At 66.0% G+C, this 22,866-nt stretch carries 18 protein-coding genes; 8 read left to right on the top strand and 10 right to left on the bottom strand.

From position 1 onward, the window contains the following. The first annotated feature begins 5 nt into the window (after window positions 1-5). A complete protein-coding gene (locus LC066_RS06145) occupies window positions 6-395 on the top strand; it encodes a VOC family protein (protein WP_222476943.1) in 390 nt (129 codons plus the stop codon). Between the two features lie 62 nt (window positions 396-457). Here LC066_RS06145 and LC066_RS06140 read toward each other — a convergent pair whose 3' ends face one another. The 5 genes from LC066_RS06140 to LC066_RS06120 form a co-directional block, all read right to left on the bottom strand. After that, on the bottom strand, window positions 458-1,132 hold the full coding sequence (locus LC066_RS06140) for an SDR family oxidoreductase (protein WP_224897240.1): 675 nt from the start codon (window positions 1,130-1,132) through the stop codon (window positions 458-460). Between the two features lie 162 nt (window positions 1,133-1,294). Next, window positions 1,295-2,458 carry a M20 aminoacylase family protein gene (locus LC066_RS06135; protein ID WP_222476940.1) on the bottom strand — a complete coding sequence of 388 codons (1,164 nt, stop codon included), beginning with the start codon at window positions 2,456-2,458 and terminating at the stop codon, window positions 1,295-1,297. 29 nt (window positions 2,459-2,487) lie between these two features. Next, window positions 2,488-3,648: a M20 aminoacylase family protein gene (locus LC066_RS06130; protein WP_224897238.1), complete on the bottom strand. Its 1,161-nt coding sequence runs from the start codon at window positions 3,646-3,648 to the stop codon at window positions 2,488-2,490. Window positions 3,649-3,650: 2 nt separating this feature from the next. Further along, window positions 3,651-4,814 carry an acetylornithine deacetylase gene (gene argE, locus LC066_RS06125; protein ID WP_224897236.1) on the bottom strand — a complete coding sequence of 388 codons (1,164 nt, stop codon included), beginning with the start codon at window positions 4,812-4,814 and terminating at the stop codon, window positions 3,651-3,653. Between the two features lie 99 nt (window positions 4,815-4,913). Next, window positions 4,914-6,749: an ABC transporter ATP-binding protein gene (locus LC066_RS06120; protein WP_224897234.1), complete on the bottom strand. Its 1,836-nt coding sequence runs from the start codon at window positions 6,747-6,749 to the stop codon at window positions 4,914-4,916. Between the two features lie 267 nt (window positions 6,750-7,016). On the opposite strand from LC066_RS06120, the gene LC066_RS06115 reads away from it, so the two are divergent. The 3 genes from LC066_RS06115 (at window position 7,017) to LC066_RS06105 (ending at window position 10,865) form a co-directional block, all read left to right on the top strand. Further along, entirely contained in the window at window positions 7,017-8,723 is a 1,707-nt protein-coding gene (locus LC066_RS06115; RefSeq protein ID WP_224897232.1) for a peptide ABC transporter substrate-binding protein, read from the top strand. A 161-nt stretch (window positions 8,724-8,884) separates the two neighbouring features. After that, window positions 8,885-9,907 carry an ABC transporter permease gene (locus LC066_RS06110; protein WP_224897231.1) on the top strand — a complete coding sequence of 341 codons (1,023 nt, stop codon included), beginning with the start codon at window positions 8,885-8,887 and terminating at the stop codon, window positions 9,905-9,907. Continuing rightward, entirely contained in the window at window positions 9,900-10,865 is a 966-nt protein-coding gene (locus LC066_RS06105) for an ABC transporter permease (RefSeq protein WP_085888448.1), read from the top strand. The genes LC066_RS06110 and LC066_RS06105 overlap by 8 nt, the downstream gene beginning before the upstream one ends. Window positions 10,866-10,943: 78 nt before the next feature. On the opposite strand, the gene LC066_RS06100 is transcribed toward LC066_RS06105, so the two are convergent. The 3 genes from LC066_RS06100 to LC066_RS06090 form a co-directional block, all read right to left on the bottom strand. Continuing rightward, on the bottom strand, window positions 10,944-11,363 hold the full coding sequence (locus LC066_RS06100) for a PaaI family thioesterase (RefSeq protein WP_222476934.1): 420 nt from the start codon (window positions 11,361-11,363) through the stop codon (window positions 10,944-10,946). Window positions 11,364-11,703: 340 nt separating this feature from the next. Then, window positions 11,704-13,125 (bottom strand): NAD(P)(+) transhydrogenase (Re/Si-specific) subunit beta, encoded by a 1,422-nt coding sequence (locus LC066_RS06095; protein ID WP_222476933.1) that lies wholly within the window; start codon window positions 13,123-13,125, stop codon window positions 11,704-11,706. 13 nt (window positions 13,126-13,138) lie between these two features. Continuing rightward, window positions 13,139-14,713, bottom strand: coding sequence for a Re/Si-specific NAD(P)(+) transhydrogenase subunit alpha (locus LC066_RS06090; protein ID WP_224897228.1), 1,575 nt, complete (start codon window positions 14,711-14,713; stop codon window positions 13,139-13,141). A 361-nt stretch (window positions 14,714-15,074) separates the two neighbouring features. On the opposite strand from LC066_RS06090, the gene LC066_RS06085 reads away from it, so the two are divergent. After that, complete coding sequence (locus LC066_RS06085) at window positions 15,075-15,827, top strand: SDR family NAD(P)-dependent oxidoreductase (RefSeq protein WP_222476928.1); 753 nt, start codon at window positions 15,075-15,077, stop codon at window positions 15,825-15,827. Window positions 15,828-15,905: 78 nt separating this feature from the next. Here LC066_RS06085 and LC066_RS06080 read toward each other — a convergent pair whose 3' ends face one another. Beyond that, on the bottom strand, window positions 15,906-16,685 hold the full coding sequence (locus tag LC066_RS06080) for a gamma-glutamyl-gamma-aminobutyrate hydrolase family protein (RefSeq protein WP_224897226.1): 780 nt from the start codon (window positions 16,683-16,685) through the stop codon (window positions 15,906-15,908). Window positions 16,686-16,882: 197 nt separating this feature from the next. Then, complete coding sequence (locus tag LC066_RS06075) at window positions 16,883-17,059, bottom strand: hypothetical protein (protein ID WP_222476925.1); 177 nt, start codon at window positions 17,057-17,059, stop codon at window positions 16,883-16,885. A 121-nt stretch (window positions 17,060-17,180) separates the two neighbouring features. Between LC066_RS06075 and pepN the strand changes: the two genes are divergently transcribed. The 3 genes from pepN (at window position 17,181) to gatB (ending at window position 22,791) form a co-directional block, all read left to right on the top strand. Then, window positions 17,181-19,745, top strand: coding sequence for an aminopeptidase N (gene pepN, locus LC066_RS06070; RefSeq protein WP_224897224.1), 2,565 nt, complete (start codon window positions 17,181-17,183; stop codon window positions 19,743-19,745). 180 nt (window positions 19,746-19,925) lie between these two features. Beyond that, window positions 19,926-21,197, top strand: a complete 1,272-nt coding sequence (locus tag LC066_RS06065; RefSeq protein ID WP_224897221.1) for a hypothetical protein — start codon at window positions 19,926-19,928, stop codon at window positions 21,195-21,197. 79 nt (window positions 21,198-21,276) lie between these two features. Beyond that, window positions 21,277-22,791, top strand: a complete 1,515-nt coding sequence (gene gatB / locus LC066_RS06060) for an Asp-tRNA(Asn)/Glu-tRNA(Gln) amidotransferase subunit GatB (RefSeq protein ID WP_224897219.1) — start codon at window positions 21,277-21,279, stop codon at window positions 22,789-22,791. Window positions 22,792-22,866 lie beyond the last annotated feature (75 nt).

The following is a 22,866-nucleotide window of genomic DNA, read 5'->3' as shown; positions in this document are numbered from 1 at the left end:
TGCCCATGCCCCTGCTGACTGCCTTCCACCACGTCGCGATCATCGCCAGCGACTATGCCCGCTCAAAGGCCTTCTACACGGAAGTGCTGGGCCTGTCGGTCATTGCGGAAACTTACCGCGCCGAACGCGACAGCTGGAAGCTGGACCTCGCCCTGCCCGGCGGGGGGCAGATCGAGCTGTTCACCTTCCCCGACGCCCCGCCACGGCCCACGCGCCCCGAGGCGCAGGGGCTGCGGCACCTTTGTTTCGCCGTGTCGGACCTCGACGCGGCAGTGGCCGAGCTGGAGGCGAAAGGCGTCACGGTCGAACCGATCCGACTCGACGAGGGCACCGGCGCCCGCTTCACCTTCTTCGCCGATCCCGACGGGTTGCCACTGGAGCTTTACGAAACATGAAGACCCGCGCCACAGGGGCGCGGGTCCTGTCGCTGAACTGTTGACGGCGACGGCGCGCGGCCTCAGTCGGTCGGCATGACGAAGATCTCGCGCACGCTGGCGCGGCGTTCGGCCTCCAGCGCGAAAAGGACCGAAGCGGCGATATCTTCGGGCTTCAGCTTGTCGGGCTTGGCTTCGTCGAAGAAGGGCGTATCGACCATGCCCGGGGCCACGACGGTGACACGGGCGCCCCATTCGCGGAACTCCTCGGCCAGGTTGCCAGCATAGCCGTGCACGAACCACTTCGTCGCGGAATAGACCGAGCCCTTGATGTGCCGCCGCCCGGCGGCGGAGCCGGTCAGCACCAGGTCACCCTTGTTCTTCTGCAGGTAGGGCGCAATGGCCTTCGCCGTCCACAGCACGCCCATGACGTTCAGCGTCACCATCGACTGCCAGTCCTCCGGGTCGCCCTCCAGCGTGCCCGCCGCCGAGGCGCCGCGCCCGGCGTTGGCGAAAGCGGCCGTGACATCGCCGAAGTGGTCGGCCAGCTTGTCGACCGCCTTCTGCTGTTCCGCCAGCTGGCTGGCGTCACCCGGCAGGGCCAGGGCCTGGTCGCCCAACTCCTCGACCAGCGCCTGCAACTTGTCCTCGGACCGCGCGAAGAGGCCGACGTTCCAGCCCTTTTCGACCGCCAGCCGTGCCGTGGCCGCCCCGATGCCCGAGGATGCGCCGGTGATGAAAAGTGTCTTCTGTGCCATGAGGGATGCCTCCGATCTTGTTCAGATCCAGAAGGTGGGGCGGCGCAGACGCTCGGCAACCCGCGAGGAGGTCCGGCGCGTGCCCTGCCCTCACGTAAAACGGGCGCCCCGACGAGGGCACCCGTTCTCAATCCGTCCGGTTATCACGGTGAGGTATAACCCTCAGGCCGCCGGCATCCGCTTCTCGACGATCTCCGCCCACCAGGAACAGCCCGCCGGGATGGCGTCGTCGTTGAAGTTGTATTCGGGGTTGTGCACGTCGGCGCTGTCGCCGTTGCCGACCAGGATATAGGCGCCGGGACGTTCTTCCAGCATGTAGGCGAAATCCTCGCCCCCCAGGGTCATGTCCGCATGGGCACAGTCGCCGGAGACGGACCGCGCGACCTCGGCGGCGAACTCGGTCTGTTCCTCGGCGTTGACCATGGGCGGGTAGCCCGGGAACCACTGGATGTCGGCATGGGTGCCGAAGGCCGCCGCCGCCTGGCCCACCACGGCCTTGAACCGTTCCTCGGCCAGGGCCCGCATCTCGGGCGTCATGGTGCGGATCGTGCCGCGGATCACCACGTTCGAGGGGATCACGTTGAACGCCTTGGAAGAGCTTTCGATCGAGGTGACCGAGATCACCATCTGATGTACCGGGTCGGCGTTGCGGCTGACGATCGACTGGATCGCCCCCACCACGTGAGAGGCGGCGACGATCGGGTCCACGGTCTGATGCGGCTTGGCGGCATGGCCGCCATTGCCGATGATCTTCACCTCGAACTGGTCGGTGCCGGCGAAGAAGGGCCCCGAGCGGATGGCGAACTGGCCCACCGGGATCTTCGGCCAGTTGTGCATGCCATAGACCTCCTGGATGCCGAAGCGTTCCATCAGGCCATCGTCGCACATTTCCTTGCCACCGGCGCCGCCCTCTTCGGCGGGCTGGAAGATCACCACGACGGTGCCGTCGAAGTTGCGCGTCTCGGCCAGGTACTTGGCCGCGCCCAGAAGCATGGCGGTATGGCCGTCATGGCCGCAGGCATGCATGGCGCCGGGGGTCTTGGAGGCATAGTCCACCCCGGTTTCCTCGTGGATCGGCAGGGCGTCCATGTCGGCACGCAGGCCGATGACCTTGCCAGACCCGTTGGTCTTGCCCTTGATGACGCCCACAACGCCGGTGCGGCCGAGGCCGGTGGCGATCTCGTCGACGCCGAAGTCCTTCAGCTTCTCCGCGACGATGGCCGAGGTGCGGTGCGTTTCATACAGGATCTCGGGGTTTTCGTGCAGATCGCGGCGCCAGGCGGTGATTTCGTCCTGCAGCTCGGCCAGGCGGTTCTTGACGGGCATGGGTGTGGTCCTCGTGTCGGTTGGGGCGGTCAGCGGGGCAGCGGCAGACGGCGCTCGGCCATCTCCGCGATCCAGCTTATCCCGTAGGGGATGACCGCGTCGTTGAATTCATATTCCGGGTGATGCAGCCCGGCGCTGTCGCCGTTGCCCACCACCACGTAGGCGCCGGGCCGCAGGCGCAGCATCTCGGCGAAGTCGTCGGCGCCCATGACGGGCGGGAAATCGGTCGCGGCGGTGGAGACGGCGCGGCCGGCCTCCGCGGCGTGTTCGATGGAGGCGGCATCGTTGATCAGCACCGGCGGGCCCGGCAGGAAGGTGATCTCGGCCGTGACCCCGAAGGCGGCGGCGGTCTGGGTCGTCACCTCCTCGATCCGGCGGCGAACCTGTTTCTGCACCTCGTCGTCATGGACGCGGAAGGTGCCCTTCAGCTCCACCACCTCGGGAATGACGTTGTAGGTGTTGGTCTCCGTCCGGAAGCCGCAGATCGAGACGACGGCATTCTGCACCGGATCCACGTTGCGGCTGACGATGCTTTGCAGCGCGGTGACGACATGGGCAGCGGCCAGAGTGGTGTCGACGTTCAGGTTGGGCATGGCCGCATGGCCGCCCTTGCCGGTCAGCACCACGTCGAAGCGCGCGGGCGCGGCAAACTGCGGCCCCGGGCGCATGGAGAAATCGCCGACCTTCATCCCCGGCCAGTTGTGCATCCCGTAGACCTCATCCACGGCGAAGCGGTCCAGCAGGCCGTCTTCGATCATCGCCTTGGCGCCACCCCCTCCCTCTTCGGCGGGCTGGAAGATACAGACGACGGTGCCGGCAAAGTTGCGCGTCTCGGCCAGGTATTTCGCCGCCCCCAGCAACATGGAGGTATGGCCGTCGTGGCCGCAGGCGTGCATCTTGCCCGGGATGGTCGAGGCATGGGGCAGCCCCGTCGCCTCCAGGATCGGCAGGGCATCCATATCGGCGCGGAAACCGACGGTCGGCCCGGGCTGGCTGCCGCGGATCACGGCGACCACGCCGGTGCCACCGATCCCGGTGACCACCTCGTCCACGCCGAAGCCGCGCAGCTTTTCGGCCACGAATTGCGCCGTCTCGTGTTCCTCGAAGCGCAGTTCGGGGTGGGCGTGCAGGTGATGGCGCCAGCCGGTCACCTCCTTGGCCATTTCGGCAATGCGATTGCGTACCGGCATGATCAGACCTCTAGCTCTGCGATCAGGCGGCGCATGAAGGCATGGCCCCTGTCGAACTCTTCCAGCGTGATGAACTCGTCCGGCTGATGCGCCTGTTCGATGTTGCCCGGGCCGCAGACCACGGCAGAGATGCCGCGCGCCTGAAAATAGCCCGCCTCGGTGCCGTAGCTGACCACGTGGCTGCCGTTGTCGCCGGTCAGCTTGCGCGCCAGGGCGTCGGCCTGGCCGTCGATTTCGGGCGTCAGCCCCTTGGAGGAGAACATGCGCGTCACGGTGATCGAGGTTTCGGGCCGGATCGCCTGCATCGAGGCCTCGACGCGGCGCACCTCGGCCTCGTAGGCCTCGGCGTAGATCTCCGGGCTTTCGCTGGGAATGCAGCGGAAGGACATTACAAAGCGGCAGGTCTTGGCGGTGATATTATGGGCGGTGCCGCCCTCGATCATGCCGACATGGGCATTGGTCCAGGGCGGATCGAACATGGCGTCGGTGCCCGTGGCCTTCTTGGCGGCATTGGCGGCATTCACTTGGTTGCCCCAGTCGACCAGCTTCGCCGCCTCCATGATGGCTGAGACGCCGCGATAGGCGATGGAGCTGTGCACCTCGAAGCCGTTGACCAACGTATCGAAGGCCACGCCGGCCTTGTGCCCCGCGACCACCTTCATCTCCGTCGGCTCGCCGATGATGGCCACGGCGGGTTTCGGCACCTGCGGCAGGCAATCATCCAGAAGCGGCTCGGCGCCCAGTAGGCCGATTTCCTCATCATAGGTGAAGGCCAGGTGAAGCGGTTTGCTCAGCGTCTTCGAGCTGGCCTCGGCCAGGGCCCAGACGGCCATGGCGTCGAAGGTCTTCATGTCTGCGGTGCCGCGCCCGAAGAGCTTGTCCTCCCGTTCGGTCACCGTGAAGGGGTCGGAGGCCCACTCTTGCCCGTCGACCGGCACGACGTCCGTATGACCCGACAGGACCACGCCGCCCTCTTCGGCGGGACCAACGAAGGCCCAGAGGCCCGCCTTGGCTTCGCTTTCGTGATGATGGCGGATGCAGGTTGCGCCATGCTCTTCGAGGTAGCTCTGCACCCAGTCGATCAGCGGGATATTCGTGTCACGGCTGACCGTGGGGAAGGAGATCAGTTTCTCCTGGATCTCACGCGGAGATAGTCGGGACGTCATCGTCGGGTCTTTCCTGTCCCGCGCCACAACGGCGCGCGGTCATAACTGCGGGGCTGCCCGGGGCATCCCGGGCGCATCGTCACCAGATGGGCGGCCATATCAATACCCGCTGTCGGTGGTCAGGATGAAGTGGTCTTCGCCCACCTTCTCGTAGACTGAGGATTCGGCCTGATATTCCAGATCATGGATCGGCGAGGGGATCGGCTTGAAGTTCAGCTCGCGTTCCGACTTGCGCCTGGTCGGGTCGGCAATGGGCACGGCCTTCATCAGGGCCTTGGTGTAGGGGTGCTGCGGGTTCTCGAAGACGGCCTGGCGGCTGCCGATCTCGACGATGCGGCCCAGGTACATCACGCCGACGCGGTGGCTGACCCGTTCGACCACGGCCATGTCATGGGAGATGAAGAGGAAGGACAGGCCAAGTTCCGCCTGCAATTCCATCATCAGGTTCACCACCTGCGCCTGAACCGACACGTCCAGCGCCGAGACCGCCTCGTCCGCAACGATCAGTTTGGGGTTCAGCGCCAGCGCCCGCGCGATGGCGACCCGCTGGCGTTGCCCACCCGACAGCTCATGCGGATAGCGGCGCATGAAGTTGCGCGGCAGCTCGACCCGGTCGAACAGCATCTCGACCCGCTCCTGCATCTCCTTGCCCTTCAGCGTGCCGAAGTTCTTCATCGGCTCGGCCACCTGGTCGGACAGCTGCATCTGCGGGTTTAGCGAGGCGAAGGGATCCTGGAAGATCATCTGCATGTCGAGACGCGCCTTCCGCAGGTCACGGTCGTTCAGCGCCATGATGTCCTTGCCGTCCAGGTTGATCTCCCCCGACAGCGGCTCGACCAGGCGCAGGACCGAGCGGCCCGTCGTCGACTTGCCGCAGCCCGACTCGCCCACCAGGCTGAGGGTCTGGCCGCGCTTGATGTCGAAACTGACATCCTCGACCGCATGCACATTCGCCACGGTCTTGCGCAGCACGCCGCCCTTCACCGGGAAACGCGTGGTCAGGTTCTTCACCGACAGCAGCACCTCATCCTTGCCGGGGATCGGTTCGATCTTCTGGCCCTCGACACCGAACAGCTTCATCGGCTCCGGCAGCGGCTTGCCGGTCATCTCGCCCAGCTTGGGCACGGCCGCCAGCAGAGCCTTGGTGTAATCATGCTTGGGCGCGGCGAAGATTTCCTCCACCGGGCCTTCTTCCACCTTGTTGCCGCGGAACATGACGACAACGCGGTCGGCCATCTGGGCCACCACGGCCATGTCGTGGGTGATGAACATGACGGCGGTGCCGGTTTCACGCTTCAGCCGGTCCATCAGGGCCAGGATCTCGGCCTGGATGGTCACGTCCAGCGCGGTGGTGGGTTCGTCCGCGATCAGCAGGCGCGGTTCGCAGGCCAGGGCCATGGCGATGACGACCCGCTGACGCATGCCGCCCGACAGCTCGTGGGGGTACTGCTTGATCCGGCGCTCGGGCTCGGGGATTCGCACCTCGCGCAGCAGGTCGACGGCCTTCTTCATGGCCTCGCCCTTCTTCATGCCCTTGTGCAGCATCAGCCCCTCGGCCAGTTGGCGGCCCACGGTGAAGACCGGGTTCAGCGCCGTCATCGGCTCCTGGAAGATCATCCCGATCTCGTTGCCGCGGATGGTGCGCATCAACGACTGGTCCGCCGAGGCCAGGTCCAGCTCCTTTCCGTCCTTCCGGTCAAAAATTAGGCGCCCGCCGGCGATGGTCCCGCCGCCATATTCGATCAACCGCATCAGCGAGAGCGAGGAAACCGACTTCCCCGACCCGGATTCGCCCACGACGCAGACCGTCTCGCCGGGGTTGATCTGGAAGGAAACGTCCTTCACGCCAACCACCGGGCCGTCCTTGGTTTCGAAGGAAACACGCAGGTTTTCAATGCGGGCGATAGGGTTGGCGGAGCCGGGAGCGTCGAGCATATGGAGACCTGTTCGGAAAGAGTTGCCGGAACGCTACAGAGGCGGTCGCGCCATTGTCAAACGGCTCCGTACATTCCCCTCAGGTCACCCGCGCTCGGCCCGGATGACGCTCTGCGAAGGGTTGCAATTTGATCGAATCCGATTTTCGATACGGTATCCACGGGTGGGACCTGACGTCCGGCTGCCGAAAGGCGCGCCGGGCGTTCTCAATATCACCCGGGTCAACGATCGGGCCACAGAGGCCCGGCACTCAACTGGGAGATACCTATGAGTCTGAGATCTGTCCTGCTCGGAGCAGTGGCCCTGTCCGCTGTTGCCCCGGCAGCCTTCGCCGAGCGCGGCTCCGACGGCCACGTCAACATCATCTACTGGCAGGCCCCCTCGGTGCTGAACCCCTATATGTCGGGCGGCACCAAGGACATCGAATCCTCCTCGATGATCCTGGAGCCCCTGGGCCGCTTCGACGAGACGGGCGCCCTGGTGCCCTTCCTGGCGGAAGAGATCCCCACCGTGGAAAACGGCGGCGTCTCCGAGGACCTGACGACGATCACCTGGAAGCTGAAGGAAGGCCTGCTGTGGTCCGACGGCACGCCGATGACGTCGGAAGACGTGGTCTTCACCTATGAATACTGCACCGCCGAAGGCTTCGGCTGTGCCCAGGGCGCCAAGTTCGACAGCGTCTCCAGCGTCGAGGCACTGGACGATCTGACCGTGAAGGTCACCTTCTCCGCCCCGCAGCCGAACCCCTACCTGCCCTTCATGGGCGGCCAGTCCCCGATCGTGCAGAAGGCACAGTTCCAGGACTGTCTGGGCGATGCGGCATCGACCTGCACCGAGGCCAACTTCAACCCGATCGGCACCGGCCCCTTCGTGGTGGACGAGTTCAAGCCGAACGACGTGATCTCGATGTCGGCCAACCCGAACTATCGTGACCCGAACAAGCCCGCCTTTGCCACCGTGACCTTCAAGGGCGGCGGCGACGCGGCCTCCGCCGGCCGTGCCGTGCTGGAAACCGGCGAATTCGACTATGCCTGGAACCTGCAGCTGGCCCCCGAGGTCATCGCGGAAATGGAAAAAGGCGGCCAGGGCAAGACCGTCGTGGGCTTCGGCACCCTGGTGGAACGGATCGAGATGAACCTCACCGATCCCTCCTCCGACCTGCCGGCCGACGTGCGCGCCACCCGTGAGGCCCCGCATCCCTTCCTCAGCGACGTGCGCGTGCGCAAGGCGCTGTCGATGGCCATCGACCGCGAGATCCTGGTGGAAATCGGCTACGGCGAAGCCGGCCGTCCGACCTGTAACCTGGTCCCCGCGCCCGAGCTTTACGCCTCGCCCAACACCGACTGCATGACGCAGGACCTGGAAGGCGCCAAGGCGCTGCTGGACGAAGCCGGCTGGGTCGACACCAACGGCAACGGCATCCGCGACAAGGATGGCGTCGAGATGGAGATCCTCTTCCAGACCTCGACCAACGCCGTGCGCCAGAACTTCCAGGACGCCATCAAGGCCTGGTGGGAAATGATCGGCGCCTCCGTCGAGCTGCGCAACGTCTCGGGTTCGGTCTTCTTCGGCGGTGACGCGGGTTCGCCCGACACCTTCCAGAAGTTCTATGCGGACACCGAGATGTACGCCAACAACTTCGACGGCACCGATCCGCAGGCCTACCTGGCCCAGTACCGTTGCGACAACGAACCCCAGCCCGACAACCAGTGGCAGGGTGAGAACATCAACCGCTACTGCGACCCGGAATACGATGCCCTGCTCGACGAGCTGGCGCAGACCGGCGAGCTGGAGAAGCGCGGCGAGATCGCGATCAAGCTGAACGAGATGCTGACCAAGGAAAGCTACACCATCGTTCCGCTCGTCGACCGTGGCCGTGTCTCCGCCCATTCCAACACGCTCGGTGGCGTGGTCCTGAACACTTGGGACTCCGAGCTGTGGAACGTGGCCGACTGGTACCGCATCGAGGAATAAATCCTTCCCCGGGGATCCGGGCCTGCAGGCCCGGGTCTCCGACCCTCCCGCCTGATCTCGTCTGACAGCGCCAGCCAAGGACCCCCGGGCCGGGAGAGCCCGATTGCGGGGCCAGGGCCGGGACACGGACCGGATCAGCGCCACAGACGCCGGGACCCTTCATGCTGAATTTCACTCTAAGGCGGCTCCTGATCGCCGTGCCGACCCTGCTGGCCAGTGCCGTGGTCATCTTCGGCCTGCTGCAACTCGCCCCGGGCGACCCGATGGCAAACGTGCCGTTGACGGTCCCGCCGGAGGTCAAGCAGCGCATGCGCGAGGCCCTGGGCCTTGGCGAGCCGATCCACATCCAGTTCTGGAAATGGCTGGTCCAGTTCTTCTGGATCGAACCCCAGGTGCTGATCGACCATATCTTCGGCACCTCCCTGTCCGAGGGCAAGCTGCGCGTCATCTCCTGGCAGACCCGCTCGCCGGTGATGGACATCGTGGTGCAGCGCCTTCCGCAGACGCTCTGGGTCGTGGGCACCTCCTACGCCGTCGGCATCCTGATCGCCCTGCCAATCGGGATCTACTCGGCCTATCGCCAGTACTCGGTCTTCGACCAGGCCGGGACGTTCATCTCGATGGTGGGCTATTCCGTGCCCACCTTCTTCACCGGGGTGCTGCTGATCGTGATCTTCTCGGTCAACATGCCACGGGAGAGCTTCTTCTGGTTCCCCTCGATCTACGACACGACCCATGTGGTCGACAGCTGGTCCGCCTTCGGCTTCCAGGTGCGGCAGATGTTCCTGCCGGTGATGGTGCTGGCGCTGTATAACGCGGCACAGATCTCGCGCTTCATGCGGGCCTCGATGCTGGACAACCTGAACCAGGACTACGTTCGCACCGCCCGGGCCAAGGGCGCCGGCGAACGGGTCGTGGTCTTGGTGCACGTGTTGCGCAACTCGCTGATCCCCGTAGTGACAGTCATCGCGCTCGGCGTGCCGCAGGTCTTCGGCGGCGCCATCATCACCGAGCAGGTGTTCAAGGTGAACGGTCTGGGCCATCTGCTGATCGGCGCGATCGAGGCCAACGACCTGCCCATGGTGCAGACGCTGACATTCATCTTCGCCGTCCTGATCGTGCTCTTCAATCTCATCGCCGATGTCCTTTACGGCATCCTCGACCCGCGGATCCGCTATGACTGACCCCATCGACGAAACCGTCCCCGCAACCGGAGGCGCCACCGAAGCCGGCGGCGTCCTTGCCGGGCCGATGCCCACCACCCCGCCGCGCAGCCAGTGGTACGAGGTCTGGACCCAGTTCCGGCACCACAAGGGCGCCATGGCCGGTGGCATCGTCTTCCTGGTGATCCTGCTGGGCGTGGTCTTCGGCCCCTGGCTCTGGCCGCTGGACCCCGCCGCCATCGACTTCCGCGCCCGCAACGTCGGGCCCACCTGGGCGCATCCCTTCGGCACCGACCAGCTGGGCCGCGACATGCTGGCCCGGATGATCGAGGGCGGGCGCGTGTCGCTGTCGGTGGGCATCACCGCGATGCTGCTGGCGCTGGTGCTGGGCACGCTGATCGGCGTTCTGGCGGGCTATTTCCGCCGGCTGGACAACATCCTGATGCGGCTGACGGACCTCTTCCTGGCCCTGCCCCTGCTGCCGCTGCTGCTGGTCATGGTGCTGCTGTTCCGCGAACCGCTGGCCGCCGCCTTCGGCATCGAGACGGGGATCTTCATCCTGATGGTCTCGGCCATCGGCGTGACCTCCTGGATGCCCACGGCGCGGATCGTGCGCGGCGATGTACTGGCCCTGAAGGAACGGGAATTCGTACTGGCCGCCCAATCCATCGGCACCACCAACGCGATGATGATCATGCGGCACATCCTGCCCAACGTGATCTCGCCCATCGTCGTCTCGGCCACCCTGGGGATCGCCAACGCGATCATCACCGAGTCGGCGCTGTCCTTCCTCGGCCTGGGCTTCCCGCCAGACTTCCCCACCTGGGGCCGGCTGCTGTTCGACGCGGTGGACTACATGCAGCAGAACCCGGAACGTGTGGTCATGCCAGGTATCGCGATCTCGCTGACGGTGCTGTCGGTGAACTACCTGGGGGACGGCCTGCGCGACGCGCTGGACCCCCGCATCCGCGGCCGCTGAGGCCTCCGCTGTCGGCAAGAGCAAACGCCCGGACCGCAAGGTCCGGGCGTTTCTCGTTCCGGCAGGGCGATGACGCGCCTAGCTGCCCTTCATCTTCGTTGGCCGCTTGGCGATCGTGCCCTGGGCCGCCGCCACGATCTTCTCCTCGCCATCGGTCACCGCGAAGATGTCACAGCGGCACACGGCCTGCGTCGCCCCGTGGGACATCACCTGCCCCCGCGCCACCAGCCGCTCGCCCACGCCCGGACGCAGGAAGTTGATCTTCCATTCCAGCGTCAGCACGTCCTGCAGGACCGAGCCGCCCGCGAAGGTCAGCGCCATGTCCGCCAGGGTCGAGGTCACGCCCCCATGGACGAAACCGTTGTGCTGCTTGTGGCGCTCCTCGATCTCCAGGGTCAGCTCACAAAAGCCCATCTCGAACCGCGCGATCTCGACGCCGACCTCCTTCGAAAAGGGCTGCGCGTCCAGGATCGCCTGGCCAAAGGGTATCAGATCCATCTTCTGTCCTCCCGATCTCTCCTCGCGCCCAGTCTGCCCGCCGCGCGCCTCCGGTCCAGCCCGACGCTGCGTCGTAGCGCCTGCCTGATAGCACGCGCCGCTACATACCCCCCGGGGCAGATCGGGAACCGGGTCCCTCGCCCATGTCTTCACTTTGTCAAAAATACTCCGGGGGCTGAGCAGCGTGCCGGAAATCGTCCAGTGGACGATTTCAGCGGCGAGGGGGCGGAGCCCCGGAAGAGCCGCAGGCTCAAGAGGGGCAGAGCCCCCTCCCCCCTTGCCCGAACGAAAAAGGGCGACGCCAGCGCGCCGCCCCTTCCCTTTGCCTGTGTCCGGCAGATCAGTCGATCTTCGCCAGAAGATCCCCGATCGAGGACTTCGCATCACCGTAGTACATGCGGGTGTTGTCCTTGTAGAACAGCGGGTTCTCGATCCCCGAGTAGCCCGTGCCCTGGCCACGTTTCGATACGAAGACCTGCTTCGCCTTCCACACTTCCAGCACCGGCATGCCGGCGATCGGGCTGTTGGGATCTTCCTGCGCGGCCGGGTTCACGATGTCGTTCGAGCCGATGACGATGACCACATCCGTGTCGGGGAAGTCGTCATTGATCTCGTCCATCTCCAGCACGATGTCGTAGGGCACCTTGGCCTCGGCCAGCAGCACGTTCATGTGCCCCGGCAGACGGCCCGCCACGGGGTGGATGGCGAAACGCACCTCCTTGCCCTTGGCGCGCAGCTTGCGGGTCAATTCGGCCACGTTCTGCTGTGCCTGCGCCACCGCCATGCCGTAGCCCGGCACGATGATGATGCTGTCGGCCTCGTCCAGGGCCTGGGCCACGCCGTCCACGTCGATGGGCTTCTGTTCGCCCTCGACCTCCATCGCCGGGCCCGCGGTGCCGCCGAAGCCGCCCAGAATCACCGAGATGAACGAACGGTTCATCGCCTTGCACATGATGTAGCTGAGGATCGCACCGGAGGAGCCGACGAGCGCGCCCACCACGATCAGCAGGTCGTTCGACAGCGAGAAGCCGATGGCCGCCGCCGCCCAGCCCGAGTAGCTGTTGAGCATCGAGACGACCACGGGCATGTCGGCGCCGCCGATGCCCATGATCAGGTGATAGCCGATGAAGAGCGCGGCGATGGTCATCAGGATCAGCGGGAAGGTCCCGCCGGTCGACATGTACCACACCAGGCAAAGCACCGAGATCACCGCAGCCGCGATGTTCAGGGCGTGGCCGCCGGGCAGTTTCTCTGCCTTCGACGACACCTTCCCAGCCAGCTTGCCGTAGGCGATGACCGAGCCGGTGAAGGTCACGGCACCGATGAAGACGCCCAGGAACAGCTCGACCGACAGGATGCCCAGTTCGACCGGGGACTTGTGCGCCACCAGGTCACCGAAGACGCCCGAAGGCTCCGCACCGCCGGCGATCCGCGCCATGGTGATATGGGCGTTGTAACCCACGAAGACCGCCGCCAGGCCGACGAGCGAATGCATCGCCGCCACCAGCTGCGGCATTTCGGTCATCTCGACCTTCTTGGCCACGTACCAGCCGATGATGCCGCCGCCGGCGATCAGGATCGCCGAGAGCAGCCACAGGCCGGAACCCGGGCCGATCAGCGTGGCGACAACCGCCAGCGCCATGCCGGCGATGCCATACCAAACGGCGCGTTTCGCGCTTTCCTGCCCCGAGAGGCCGCCCAGCGACAGGATGAAGAGAACAGCCGCGACCACATAGGCCGCCGTCGTAAATCCGAAGTCCATGTTTCTGTTCTCCTTAGGATTTCTGGAACATGGCGAGCATGCGCCGCGTCACGAGGAAACCGCCGAAGATGTTGATCCCGGCCATGAAGACCGACAGCGCGGCCAGCAGGATCACCAACCAGGAGCCGGAGCCGATCTGCATCAGCGCGCCCAGGATGATGATCGAGGAGATGGCGTTGGTCACGGCCATCAGCGGCGTGTGCAGCGAATGCGCGACGCCCCAGATCACCTGGAAGCCGACGAAGACCGACAGCACGAAGACGATGAAGTGCTGCATGAAGCTGGACGGGGCGATCAGGCCGACGCCGAGGATCAGCACGGCCATGACGGCCAGCAGGGTTACCTGGGTCTTGGTCTGCTTCTTGAAGGCGGCCACTTCCTGCGCGCGCTTCTCTTCCGGGGTCAGTTCAGGCGCCTTGGGCTTCGGCTTCTGCGCGGCGATGGCCTGCACCTTCAGCGGCGGCGGCGGGAAGGTGATCTCGTGATCATGGGTGACGGTGGCCGAGCGGATCACGTCATCTTCCATGTCGTGGTTGATCACGCCGTCCTTCTCGGGCGTCAGGTCCGTCATCAGGTGACGGATGTTGGTGGCGTAGAGCGAGGAGCTCTGCGTTGCCATGCGCGAGGGGAAGTCGGTGTAGCCGACGATCGTGACTCCGTTGTCGGTCACGACCTTCTCGTCGGCCACGGTGCCCTCGGCGTTACCGCCCTTCTCGGCGGCCAGGTCGACGATGACCGATCCCGGCTTCATCGACTTGATCATGTCCTCAAGCCACAGCTTTGGCGCCTCGCGGTTGGGGATCAGCGCCGTGGTGATGACGATGTCGATGTCCGGCGCGATCTCGCGGAACTTGGCCAGTTGCGCCTCGCGGAACTCGGGGCTGGAGACGGAGGCATAGCCGCCGGTGGCGGCGCCATCCTGCTGTTCTTCCTCGAAGTCCAGGTAGACGAATTCGGCGCCCATGCTTTCAACCTGTTCGGCCACTTCGGGGCGCACGTCGAAGGCATAGGTGATGGCGCCCAGCGAGGTCGAGGTGCCGATGGCGGCAAGACCCGCCACGCCTGCACCGATGACCAGCACCTTCGCCGGGGGCACCTTGCCCGCCGCGGTGATCTGGCCGGTGAAGAAGCGGCCGAAGTTGTTGCCCGCCTCGATCACGGCGCGGTAGCCCGCGATGTTGGCCATGGACGACAGCGCGTCCATCTTCTGGGCGCGCGAGATGCGCGGCACCATTTCCATGGCGATGGCCGTGGTGCCCTGCGCCTTGATGTCTTCCAGCAGCTCGGCGTTGCCGCCCGGGTTCAGGAAGGAGATCAGGGTCTGACCTTCCCGCAGCAGCTTCACCTCTTCCTCGGAGGGCTGGCGCACCTTGGCCACCACATCCGCCTGGGCGTAGAGCGCACCGGCATCGTCGACGACGGTCACCCCGGCCTCTTCATAGGCGGCATCCAGGAAGCCGGCTCGGGTGCCGGCTCCGCTTTCGATCAGGCACTCGTGGCCCAGCTTCTGCAGTTGCAGCGCCGAGTCCGGTGTCATCGCGACACGTGCCTCTCCCTCGAACACTTCCTTTGGCGTTCCGATCTTCACCTGTGTCGTCCCCCTTCTGGTCCAACGTATTGTCGCAGGGTCCGGAACTTTCCGGCCTGCTCGGTCTTTTGGCGCGCAAGATTGTTGCGCGCAGGCTGGTCCGGGTTTGCCCGGAATGCCTCGCCCTGTCAAACACAAGCATATGTCGCGCTGTCGTGATTTCCAGCCCGAAGTCCTTGTGATCTAAGCTTTGGTACATTGAATGCGCCCGTTTGACGACAGTCGCGCCGCCGCGGCATGGCAGGCATGTGCCGGCGCCGCGCGAATGGCCGATTTCTCCGCCCCCTTGATCCGCCCCTTGCCTTCATCCTAGGCTTTCTTTCGATATGCGGAACATTTTTCCGCAAATGGGAGGAGAGACATGGACCTGAATGGCAAACACGCCCTCGTCACCGGCGGGGGCACGGGCATCGGCCTGGCCATCGCCCGCGCCCTGGCGGACCACGGCGCGCAGGTGACGATCACCGGGCGCCGGATGGAGGTGCTGGAGGAGGTCGCAGGCCCCGGCCTGCACCCGGCGGTGATGGATGTGACGGATGAGGCGGCGATCCGCGATGTCACCGCCGCCGCGGTCGAGGCGCGCGGCCCGGTGCAGATCTGCGTCGCCAATGCCGGCATCGCCGAGGGTCGCAAGTTGCACAAGACCAGCTCTGACTTCTGGCGCAAGATCATGGCGACCAACCTGGACGGCTGTTTCTACACCGTGCGCGAAAGCCTGCAGTCGATGCTGACCACCGACTGGGGCCGGGTGATCGCCGTATCGTCGATCGCCGGGCTGCGCGGTTCCGCCGGCGCTGGCGCCTATGCCGCCTCGAAACACGGGGTGATCGGCATGATGCGCAGCTTCGCTGAGGATTTCCTGGGCCAGCCCTACACCTTCAACTCGATCTGCCCCGGCTACGTGGACACCCCCATCGTCAGCCGCAACACCGATGCGATCTCGGCCCGCGCGGGCGTCAGCGAGGCGGAGGCGCGCGACATGATGGTGAAGCTGAACCGCCACAAGCGGCTGATCGCACCCGAGGAGGTGGCCGCGGCCGCCCTGTGGCTGTGCAATCCGCTGTGTGAAAGCGTCAACGGCACCGAGGTCCCCCTGGCCGGGGGGCAGGTCTGACCGGGCGCTTCCTGCCTTCGGAACGACAAAAGGGCTCCGGTCGGAGCCCTTTTTCACATCCAGCGCCGCGAGGGCCGCTCAGGCGCTGCGCAGCACCGGCCAGGCCTGCCGCCCATGCGCCCAGGCCCGCGCCGCCTCGCCCAGCCCGTCGAACAGCGGGCGCGACACGGGATCGTTGGCGGCGTTGTATTCCGGGTGCCACTGCACGGCCAGGGTATAGCCCGAGGCGCCATCGACATAAGCGGCCTCCGGCGTGCCGTCGGGGGCATGGCCGTCGATGACGAAGCGTTTGCCGGGCGCCACCACGCCCTGCCCGTGCAGGGTGTTGGTCATCACCTCCTGCGCGCCCATGATCCGGTGGAAGACCCCGCCCTCGGTGAAGGTCACCTTGTGGCGCAGGGCGAATTTCTCCTCCAGCGTGCCGTCGGGGGGCATGCGGTGGTTCATCCGGCCCGGCAGGTCGCGGATCTCCGGGTGCAGGGTAGATCCCATGGCCACCGCCACCTCCTGAAAGCCGCGGCAGATGCCGAGGAAGGGCTGGCCGCGCTCGACGCAGGCCCGCACCAGCGGCAGGGTGATGGAATCCCGCGCTCGGTCAAAGGCCCCATGGGCCTCGGTTTCCTCTTCGCCGTATTCATTGGGGTGCACGTTGGGCCGCCCGCCGGTCAGGACGAAGCCGTCGTAGGTTTCCAGCAGTTCGTCGACCGAAACATAGCGGGGATCGGCGGGGATCAGCGCCGGCTGGGCCTTGCAGACCTCGGCCACAGCCTCGCAATTCATCACGCCCCCCGCATGGGTGCGATAGCTGCCGTCAATGACGTGCAGGTTGGTGATGATGCCGATCAGCGGTCGTGTCATGTCCGGGCCCCTTGTTATGCTCCGTAATCTAGTCGCTCAGAGGCATGAATTAAACGGAAATCGCTGTGCAGGCACGCACCGCCGCCTGTGATTGCTTCGGAACCCGGCAGAAATGCAGAAAGCCCGCCGCGGGTATCCTCCCCGGCGGGCCTGGCTTGCTTGGCGGGTGCCACTGCACCGCGCAGGACGAGGTCAGCTCAGGGCTGACCTTCCACCGCGGCTTCGGGCGCGGCCTCCTCGTCCGAACGTTCAAAGGCCGTCGTGACGATCGCCAGGATCATCAACAGCCCGAAGATCACGGCGAGCAGAATGCCCCAGATCGGCGCCTTGTGCTTGCGGCTTTCGGTCTCGACGTTGGTATCAGGTGCGGTCATTTACTCCTCCTGGTTACTCTTGGGTCAACGCGGTGCCCTCGCGCCTTGTTCCGGGCGCGCCCCTTGCAATCCCCGCGCTGCGGCGCAACATCGAGCGTAAAGTGATGCGAAAGGACCCCCGATGAAGGACGCCGCCGCCGAAACCTCCCACGACACCGTCTACCTGGCCGACTACGCCCCCTTCGGCTGGACGGTGGAGGAGGTGCACCTGACCTTCCGCCTCTCCCCCGACGCGACCCGCGTCACCTCTCGCATCCGCTTCGCGCCCAACCCGGACGGCAGCCAGGATCGGTTCTTCCTGCATGGCGAACAGCTCAAGCTGATCGAGGCGAAGATCGACGGCTCCAAGGTCTCGCCCGATGTCACGCCCCAGGGCCTGACCTGTGACGTCCCCGACGCGCCCTTCACCTGGGAAGCGGAGGTGGAGATCGCCCCGGCGCAGAACTTCGCCCTGGAAGGCCTGTATATGTCGAACGGCATGTATTGCACCCAGTGCGAGGCCGAGGGATTTCGCAAGATCACCTACTACCCCGACCGGCCCGACGTCATGTCCACCTTCACCGTCCGCATCGAGGGCGACGAAAAGGTGAAGCTGTCCAACGGCAACCCCGTGGACAGCGGTGCGGGCTTCGCCGAATGGCATGACCCCTGGCCCAAGCCCGCCTATCTATTCGCCCTGGTCGCGGGCGAGCTGGTCAACCACCCCGACAGTTTCACCACCCGTTCCGGCAAGCAGGTCGAACTGAACATCTGGGTCCGTCCGGGGGATGAGGGCAAATGCGCCTTCGGGATGGAGGCGCTGAAGAAGTCGATGAAGTGGGACGAGGATGTCTATGGCCGGGCATACGACCTCGACATCTTCAACATCGTGGCCGTGGACGATTTCAACATGGGGGCGATGGAAAACAAGGGGTTGAACATCTTCAACTCCTCCTGCGTGCTGGCCTCGCCCGAGACCTCGACCGATGCCAATTTCGAGCGCATCGAGGCGATCATCGCGCATGAGTACTTCCACAACTGGACCGGCAACCGCATCACCTGTCGCGACTGGTTCCAGCTGTGCCTGAAGGAAGGGCTGACCGTCTTCCGCGACGCCCAGTTCACCGCCGACATGCGCAGCGAGCCGGTGAAGCGGATCGGCGACGTGATCGACCTGCGCGCCCGCCAGTTCCGCGAGGACAACGGCCCCCTGGCCCACCCCGTCCGCCCCGAGAGCTTCCAGGAGATCAACAACTTCTACACCGCTACCGTCTACGAAAAGGGCGCCGAGGTGATCGGCATGCTCAAACGGCTGGTTGGCGACGACGAGTATTACAAGGCGCTGGATCTCTACTTTGCCCGCCACGATGGCCAGGCCTGCACCATCGAGGACTGGCTGGCCGTCTTCGAGGAGGCCACGGGCCGCGACCTGTCCCAGTTCAAGCGCTGGTATTCCCAGGCCGGCACGCCGCGCCTGCATGTCACCGAGACCTGGGAGGACGGCACCTTCACCCTGCATTTCCGCCAGGAAACGCCCCCCACCCCCGGCCAGCCCGAGAAGCAGCCACAGGTCCTGCCGATCGAGGTCGGCCTGATCGGCCCGAACGGGGACGAGGTGGTGGAAACGACCCTTCTGGAAATGACCGAGGCCGAGCAGAGCTTTGCCTTCACCGGCCTGGGCGCCCGCCCCGTGCCGTCGATCCTGCGTGGCTTCTCCGCCCCGGTGATCCTGCAGCGCGAGACCGACAACGCCGAACGCGCCTTCCTGATGGCCCATGACACCGATCCCTACAATCGCTGGGAAGCGGGCCGTGGCCTGGCGAAACAGGCCCTGATGCGGATGATCGCAGATGGTGCCGCCCCGGATGAGGCCTACCTGGGGGCCCTGCACACGCTCTTGTCGGACGAAACCCTGGACCCGGCGTTCCGGGCGCTGGCCATGGCCCTGCCGTCGGAGGACGACCTGGCCCAGACCCTGCACGAAAGCGGCATGACCCCCGACCCGCAGCGCATCTGGGAAAAGCGCGAAGAAATGCGCGACGCCATGGCCCGCTGGATGCCCGATCTGCTGGAGAAGCTGTTCCATGCCCACCAGGTGCCAGGCACCTATCAGCCCGACGCCGGCCCTGCCGCCTCCCGCGCGCTGGCCAATGCCGCGCTGTCGCTGCTGACCCGCCTCGACGGCGGCGAAAAGGCCCGGGCACAATATGCGGCGGCCGACAACATGACCCAGCAGTTGGCCGCGCTGTCCTGCCTGCTCTCCATCGGCGCGGCGGAGGGCGAACTGGCCGCCTTCTACGAACAGTGGCAGGCGGATCGGCTGGTGATCGACAAGTGGTTCTCGCTTCAGGTGGCCTATGCCAAGCCGGCGGAGACAGCCGCGACCGCCGCCGCGCTGGTGGAGCACCCCGATTTCGACATGAAGAACCCCAACCGCTTCCGCGCGGTCTTCGGGGCCCTGTCGATGAGCCCCGCGGGCTTCCACCATGCCTCCGGCGCGGGCTATGAGCTTCTGGCCGACTGGCTGCTGAAGCTTGATCCGCTGAACCCGCAGACCACCGCGCGCATGTGCGCCGCCTTCCAGACCTGGCGCCGTTTCGATGCCGACCGGCAGGCCATGATGAAAGCCCAGCTGGAGCGGATCGGCGCGCAGCAGGGTCTTTCCCGCGACACCTCGGAAATGGTCAGCCGCATCCTAGGCGGCTGACAGCCCCCTGATCGCAAAGTAAAACCTCCCGGCGCGCACCAGCGCCGGGAAACAAGCCCCCATGCTTCCTCTCAAATGTTAACGATCTGGCGACGGTTTAACGCCATATCTCCGCCTGGGCGCCACGTTTCGGCCCAAATGCCCCGACAAAACGACGGGACGACCAAAGTGGAGATACCCATGCGCGGCCTGCCAGACCTTTCCAGCCTTCGCAGCCTTTTCGGCGGTGAGACCCCGTCGCCCGAAGCGATGCCGCAGGGCGCGCTGATGTCGGAAGGCGTGACGCCGGAGGGCGGCCGCCAGATCCGCATCCGCAGCGCCGCCGAGGCCCGGGCCGAGGCCCCCGCCTCGACCGAGGTGCGCCGGCTGCTGCCGATCCGTCACGCGACACGGGAGCAATCCGCCTTCCGCGCCTATTTCGACAAGGGCCGCACCCTGGCGCGCCAGGACCGCTGGGACCTGCTGTCGCGGATGATCCGCGAAACCGACCGTCTGCGCGAGACCTCCCCCGCGGGGGTGCGCATGTCCGATGTACTGGCCGCCGGGGCGCGTTCCGACATGGTCAGCGCCGCGCGCAAGGCGATCCACCGGGGCGCCCAGCCCTGCGATGCCTCGCTGGCGGACCTCGACGACCTGGCCTCCGGCGGCGACTGGCCGCTGGCCGCCACCGTCGCCCGCCTGCACATGGACCTGGCCTGGCTCTATCACGGGGACCTGCCACCCGTGTCGCGCCCTGCCCGTCCCTCGATCTCCTTCGAGGCGCATATGGCCCGCGCCGCCCGGCTGCTCGACGGCTACAGCCCGATTGAGGAAGACAGCCCGATGCTGGCCGAGGCGCGGATCGGCCTGCTGGCCGGGGACGTGGAGGCCCGCGCCCGGATGCGCGATGACTTCGAGGACCTGATCGACCTGGACCCGGCCAACCCCGGTCCGCTCCGCGCGTTCGGCCTCTACCTGACACCCGACTGGTACGGCACCGATGCCGCCGCCATCGACACCGCCGCCAGTGCCACCGCCGACCGTCTGGCCGACATCTGGGGCGACGGGGCCTATGCCTGGATCTGGCTCGACGCCCTGTCCACCGATGCCGAGACGGCGGCGGCCTGCGACGCCACGCGCCTGCGCCGGGGCCTTTTCGACATCCTCGACCGGGTGGAGAAACAGGAGGTGGCGAACCTTCTGGCCGGCTTCTGCGCCCTGGCCATGGCCCCGGGCCGCGCACCTGCGGGCCTCAGCGAGGCCGCGCGCAGCAGCCGCACCGTTCTCTACAGCGCCGCCGACGCGATCATCGAGCACCACATGACCGAGATCCGGCCCGAGCTGTGGCTGCGCGGCGCCCGACCGGCCCTGGCTCTTCCCGAGCAACCGATGTCGCCGGCCGACCTCGCCGCCGATGCCGCCCAGATCGCCGCCATCGTCAAGGCGCGCCGCTCGGGGGCGCGTCATCACTAGGCAGACCGCCGACGCCTCTTGCTCCCCTTCCCGCCCTGTCCTAGAACCCGATCCGAGCCAATCCCGGAAAGGACGGAGCATGCTGGACCTCACCTACGAGACCCCGAAGCCCAAAGTCATCGCGGGCGCGAAACATGATTGGGAACTGGTCATCGGGATGGAAGTCCATGCCCAGGTGTCCTCAAAGGCCAAGCTGTTCTCTGGCGGCTCCACCCAGTTCGGGGCCGAGCCCAATTCCAACGTCGCCTTCGTCGACGCCGCGATGCCCGGCATGCTGCCCGTCATCAACGAGTTCTGCGTCGAGCAGGCGGTACGCACCGGGCTGGGCCTGAAGGCGGAAATCAACCTGCGCTCGGCCTTCGACCGCAAGAACTACTTCTACCCCGACCTGCCGCAGGGCTACCAGATTTCGCAGCTCTATCACCCCATCGTGGGCGAGGGCGAGATCCTGGTGGACATGGGCCCGGGCGTCGCGCGCCTGGTGCGGGTCGAGCGGATCCACCTGGAACAGGACGCGGGCAAGTCGATCCACGACATGGATCCGAACATGTCCTTCGTCGACCTGAACCGCACGGGCGTGGCGCTGATGGAAATCGTCAGCCGCCCCGACATCCGCGGCCCCGAAGAGGCCGCCGCCTATGTCACCAAGCTGCGCCAGATCCTGCGTTACCTGGGCACCTGCGACGGCAACATGCAGAACGGCAACATGCGCGCCGACGTCAACGTCTCGGTCTGCCGTCCCGGCCAGTACGAGAAGTACATGGAAACCCAGGACTTCAGCCACCTTGGCACCCGCTGCGAGCTCAAGAACATGAACTCCATGCGGTTCATCCAGCAGGCCATCGATTTCGAGGCGCGGCGCCAGATCCAGATTCTGGAATCGGGCGGCGAAGTGGTGCAGGAAACCCGCCTCTACGATCCCGACAAGGGCGAGACGCGGTCGATGCGCTCGAAGGAAGAGGCGCATGACTACCGCTACTTCCCCGATCCCGACCTGCTGCCGCTGGAGATCGAACAGGCCTGGGTCGACGACATCGCCGCCTCCCTGCCCGAGCTGCCGGATGAGAAGAAGGCCCGCTTCGTCAAGGACTTCGGCCTGTCGGAATACGACGCCTCCGTCCTGACCGCCGAGGTCATCAACTCCGCCTTCTTCGAAGAGGTCGTGGCGAAATGCGACGACGGCAAGCTGGCGGCGAACTGGGTCATCAACGAGCTTTTCGGCCGCCTGAAGAAGGACGACCTGGGCATCGGCGACAGCCCCGTTTCGCCCGACCAGCTGGCTGAGATCATCACCCTGATCAAGAAAGGCGACATCTCCGGCAAGATCGCCAAGGACGTCTTCGAGATCACCTTTACCGAAGGCGGCAGCCCGGCGCAGATCGTCGAGGACAAGGGCCTGAAGCAGGTCACCGACACCGGCGCCATCGAAACGGCGGTGGACGAGGTGATCGCGGCCAATCCGCAGCAGGTCGAGAAGGCCCATCAGAACCCCAAGCTGGCGGGCTGGTTCGTGGGCCAGGTGATGAAGGCCACGGGCGGCAAGGCCAACCCCAAGGCCGTCAACGAGATCGTCGCGGCCAAGCTGGGGCTGTAAGGCCGAGGCCCGCAGCAACGGGATTGAGAAAGCAGGAGGGCGGGGTCTGACCCCGCCCTTTTCGCGTCTGGCATG

The organism is Pseudooceanicola marinus, assembly GCF_020177265.1.
GTDB classification, from domain to species: Bacteria; Pseudomonadota; Alphaproteobacteria; order Rhodobacterales; family Rhodobacteraceae; genus Pseudooceanicola; species Pseudooceanicola marinus_A.
Note: the sequence above shows the minus strand (reverse complement) of the source record. Positions and strands in the feature narration are given on the sequence as shown.

Bases quoted from the DNA above. Each gene is read 5' to 3' on its own strand.
- pepN (WP_224897224.1), top strand. From the start codon at position 17,181: ATGAAGGACGCCGCCGCCGAAACCTCCCACGACACCGTCTACCTGGCC.
- LC066_RS06120 (WP_224897234.1), bottom strand. From the start codon at position 6,749: ATGCTCGACGCTCCCGGCTCCGCCAACCCTATCGCCCGCATTGAAAAC.
- LC066_RS06130 (WP_224897238.1), bottom strand. From the start codon at position 3,648: ATGCCGGTACGCAATCGCATTGCCGAAATGGCCAAGGAGGTGACCGGC.
- LC066_RS06105 (WP_085888448.1), top strand. From the start codon at position 9,900: ATGACTGACCCCATCGACGAAACCGTCCCCGCAACCGGAGGCGCCACC.
- LC066_RS06145 (WP_222476943.1), top strand. From the start codon at position 6: ATGCCCCTGCTGACTGCCTTCCACCACGTCGCGATCATCGCCAGCGAC.
- LC066_RS06135 (WP_222476940.1), bottom strand. From the start codon at position 2,458: ATGCCCGTCAAGAACCGCCTGGCCGAGCTGCAGGACGAAATCACCGCC.
- LC066_RS06080 (WP_224897226.1), bottom strand. From the start codon at position 16,685: ATGACACGACCGCTGATCGGCATCATCACCAACCTGCACGTCATTGAC.
- LC066_RS06065 (WP_224897221.1), top strand. From the start codon at position 19,926: ATGCGCGGCCTGCCAGACCTTTCCAGCCTTCGCAGCCTTTTCGGCGGT.
- LC066_RS06115 (WP_224897232.1), top strand. From the start codon at position 7,017: ATGAGTCTGAGATCTGTCCTGCTCGGAGCAGTGGCCCTGTCCGCTGTT.
- LC066_RS06075 (WP_222476925.1), bottom strand. From the start codon at position 17,059: ATGACCGCACCTGATACCAACGTCGAGACCGAAAGCCGCAAGCACAAG.
- LC066_RS06140 (WP_224897240.1), bottom strand. From the start codon at position 1,132: ATGGCACAGAAGACACTTTTCATCACCGGCGCATCCTCGGGCATCGGG.
- gatB (WP_224897219.1), top strand. From the start codon at position 21,277: ATGCTGGACCTCACCTACGAGACCCCGAAGCCCAAAGTCATCGCGGGC.
- LC066_RS06110 (WP_224897231.1), top strand. From the start codon at position 8,885: ATGCTGAATTTCACTCTAAGGCGGCTCCTGATCGCCGTGCCGACCCTG.
- LC066_RS06100 (WP_222476934.1), bottom strand. From the start codon at position 11,363: ATGGATCTGATACCCTTTGGCCAGGCGATCCTGGACGCGCAGCCCTTT.
- LC066_RS06085 (WP_222476928.1), top strand. From the start codon at position 15,075: ATGGACCTGAATGGCAAACACGCCCTCGTCACCGGCGGGGGCACGGGC.
- LC066_RS06095 (WP_222476933.1), bottom strand. From the start codon at position 13,125: ATGGACTTCGGATTTACGACGGCGGCCTATGTGGTCGCGGCTGTTCTC.
- argE (WP_224897236.1), bottom strand. From the start codon at position 4,814: ATGACGTCCCGACTATCTCCGCGTGAGATCCAGGAGAAACTGATCTCC.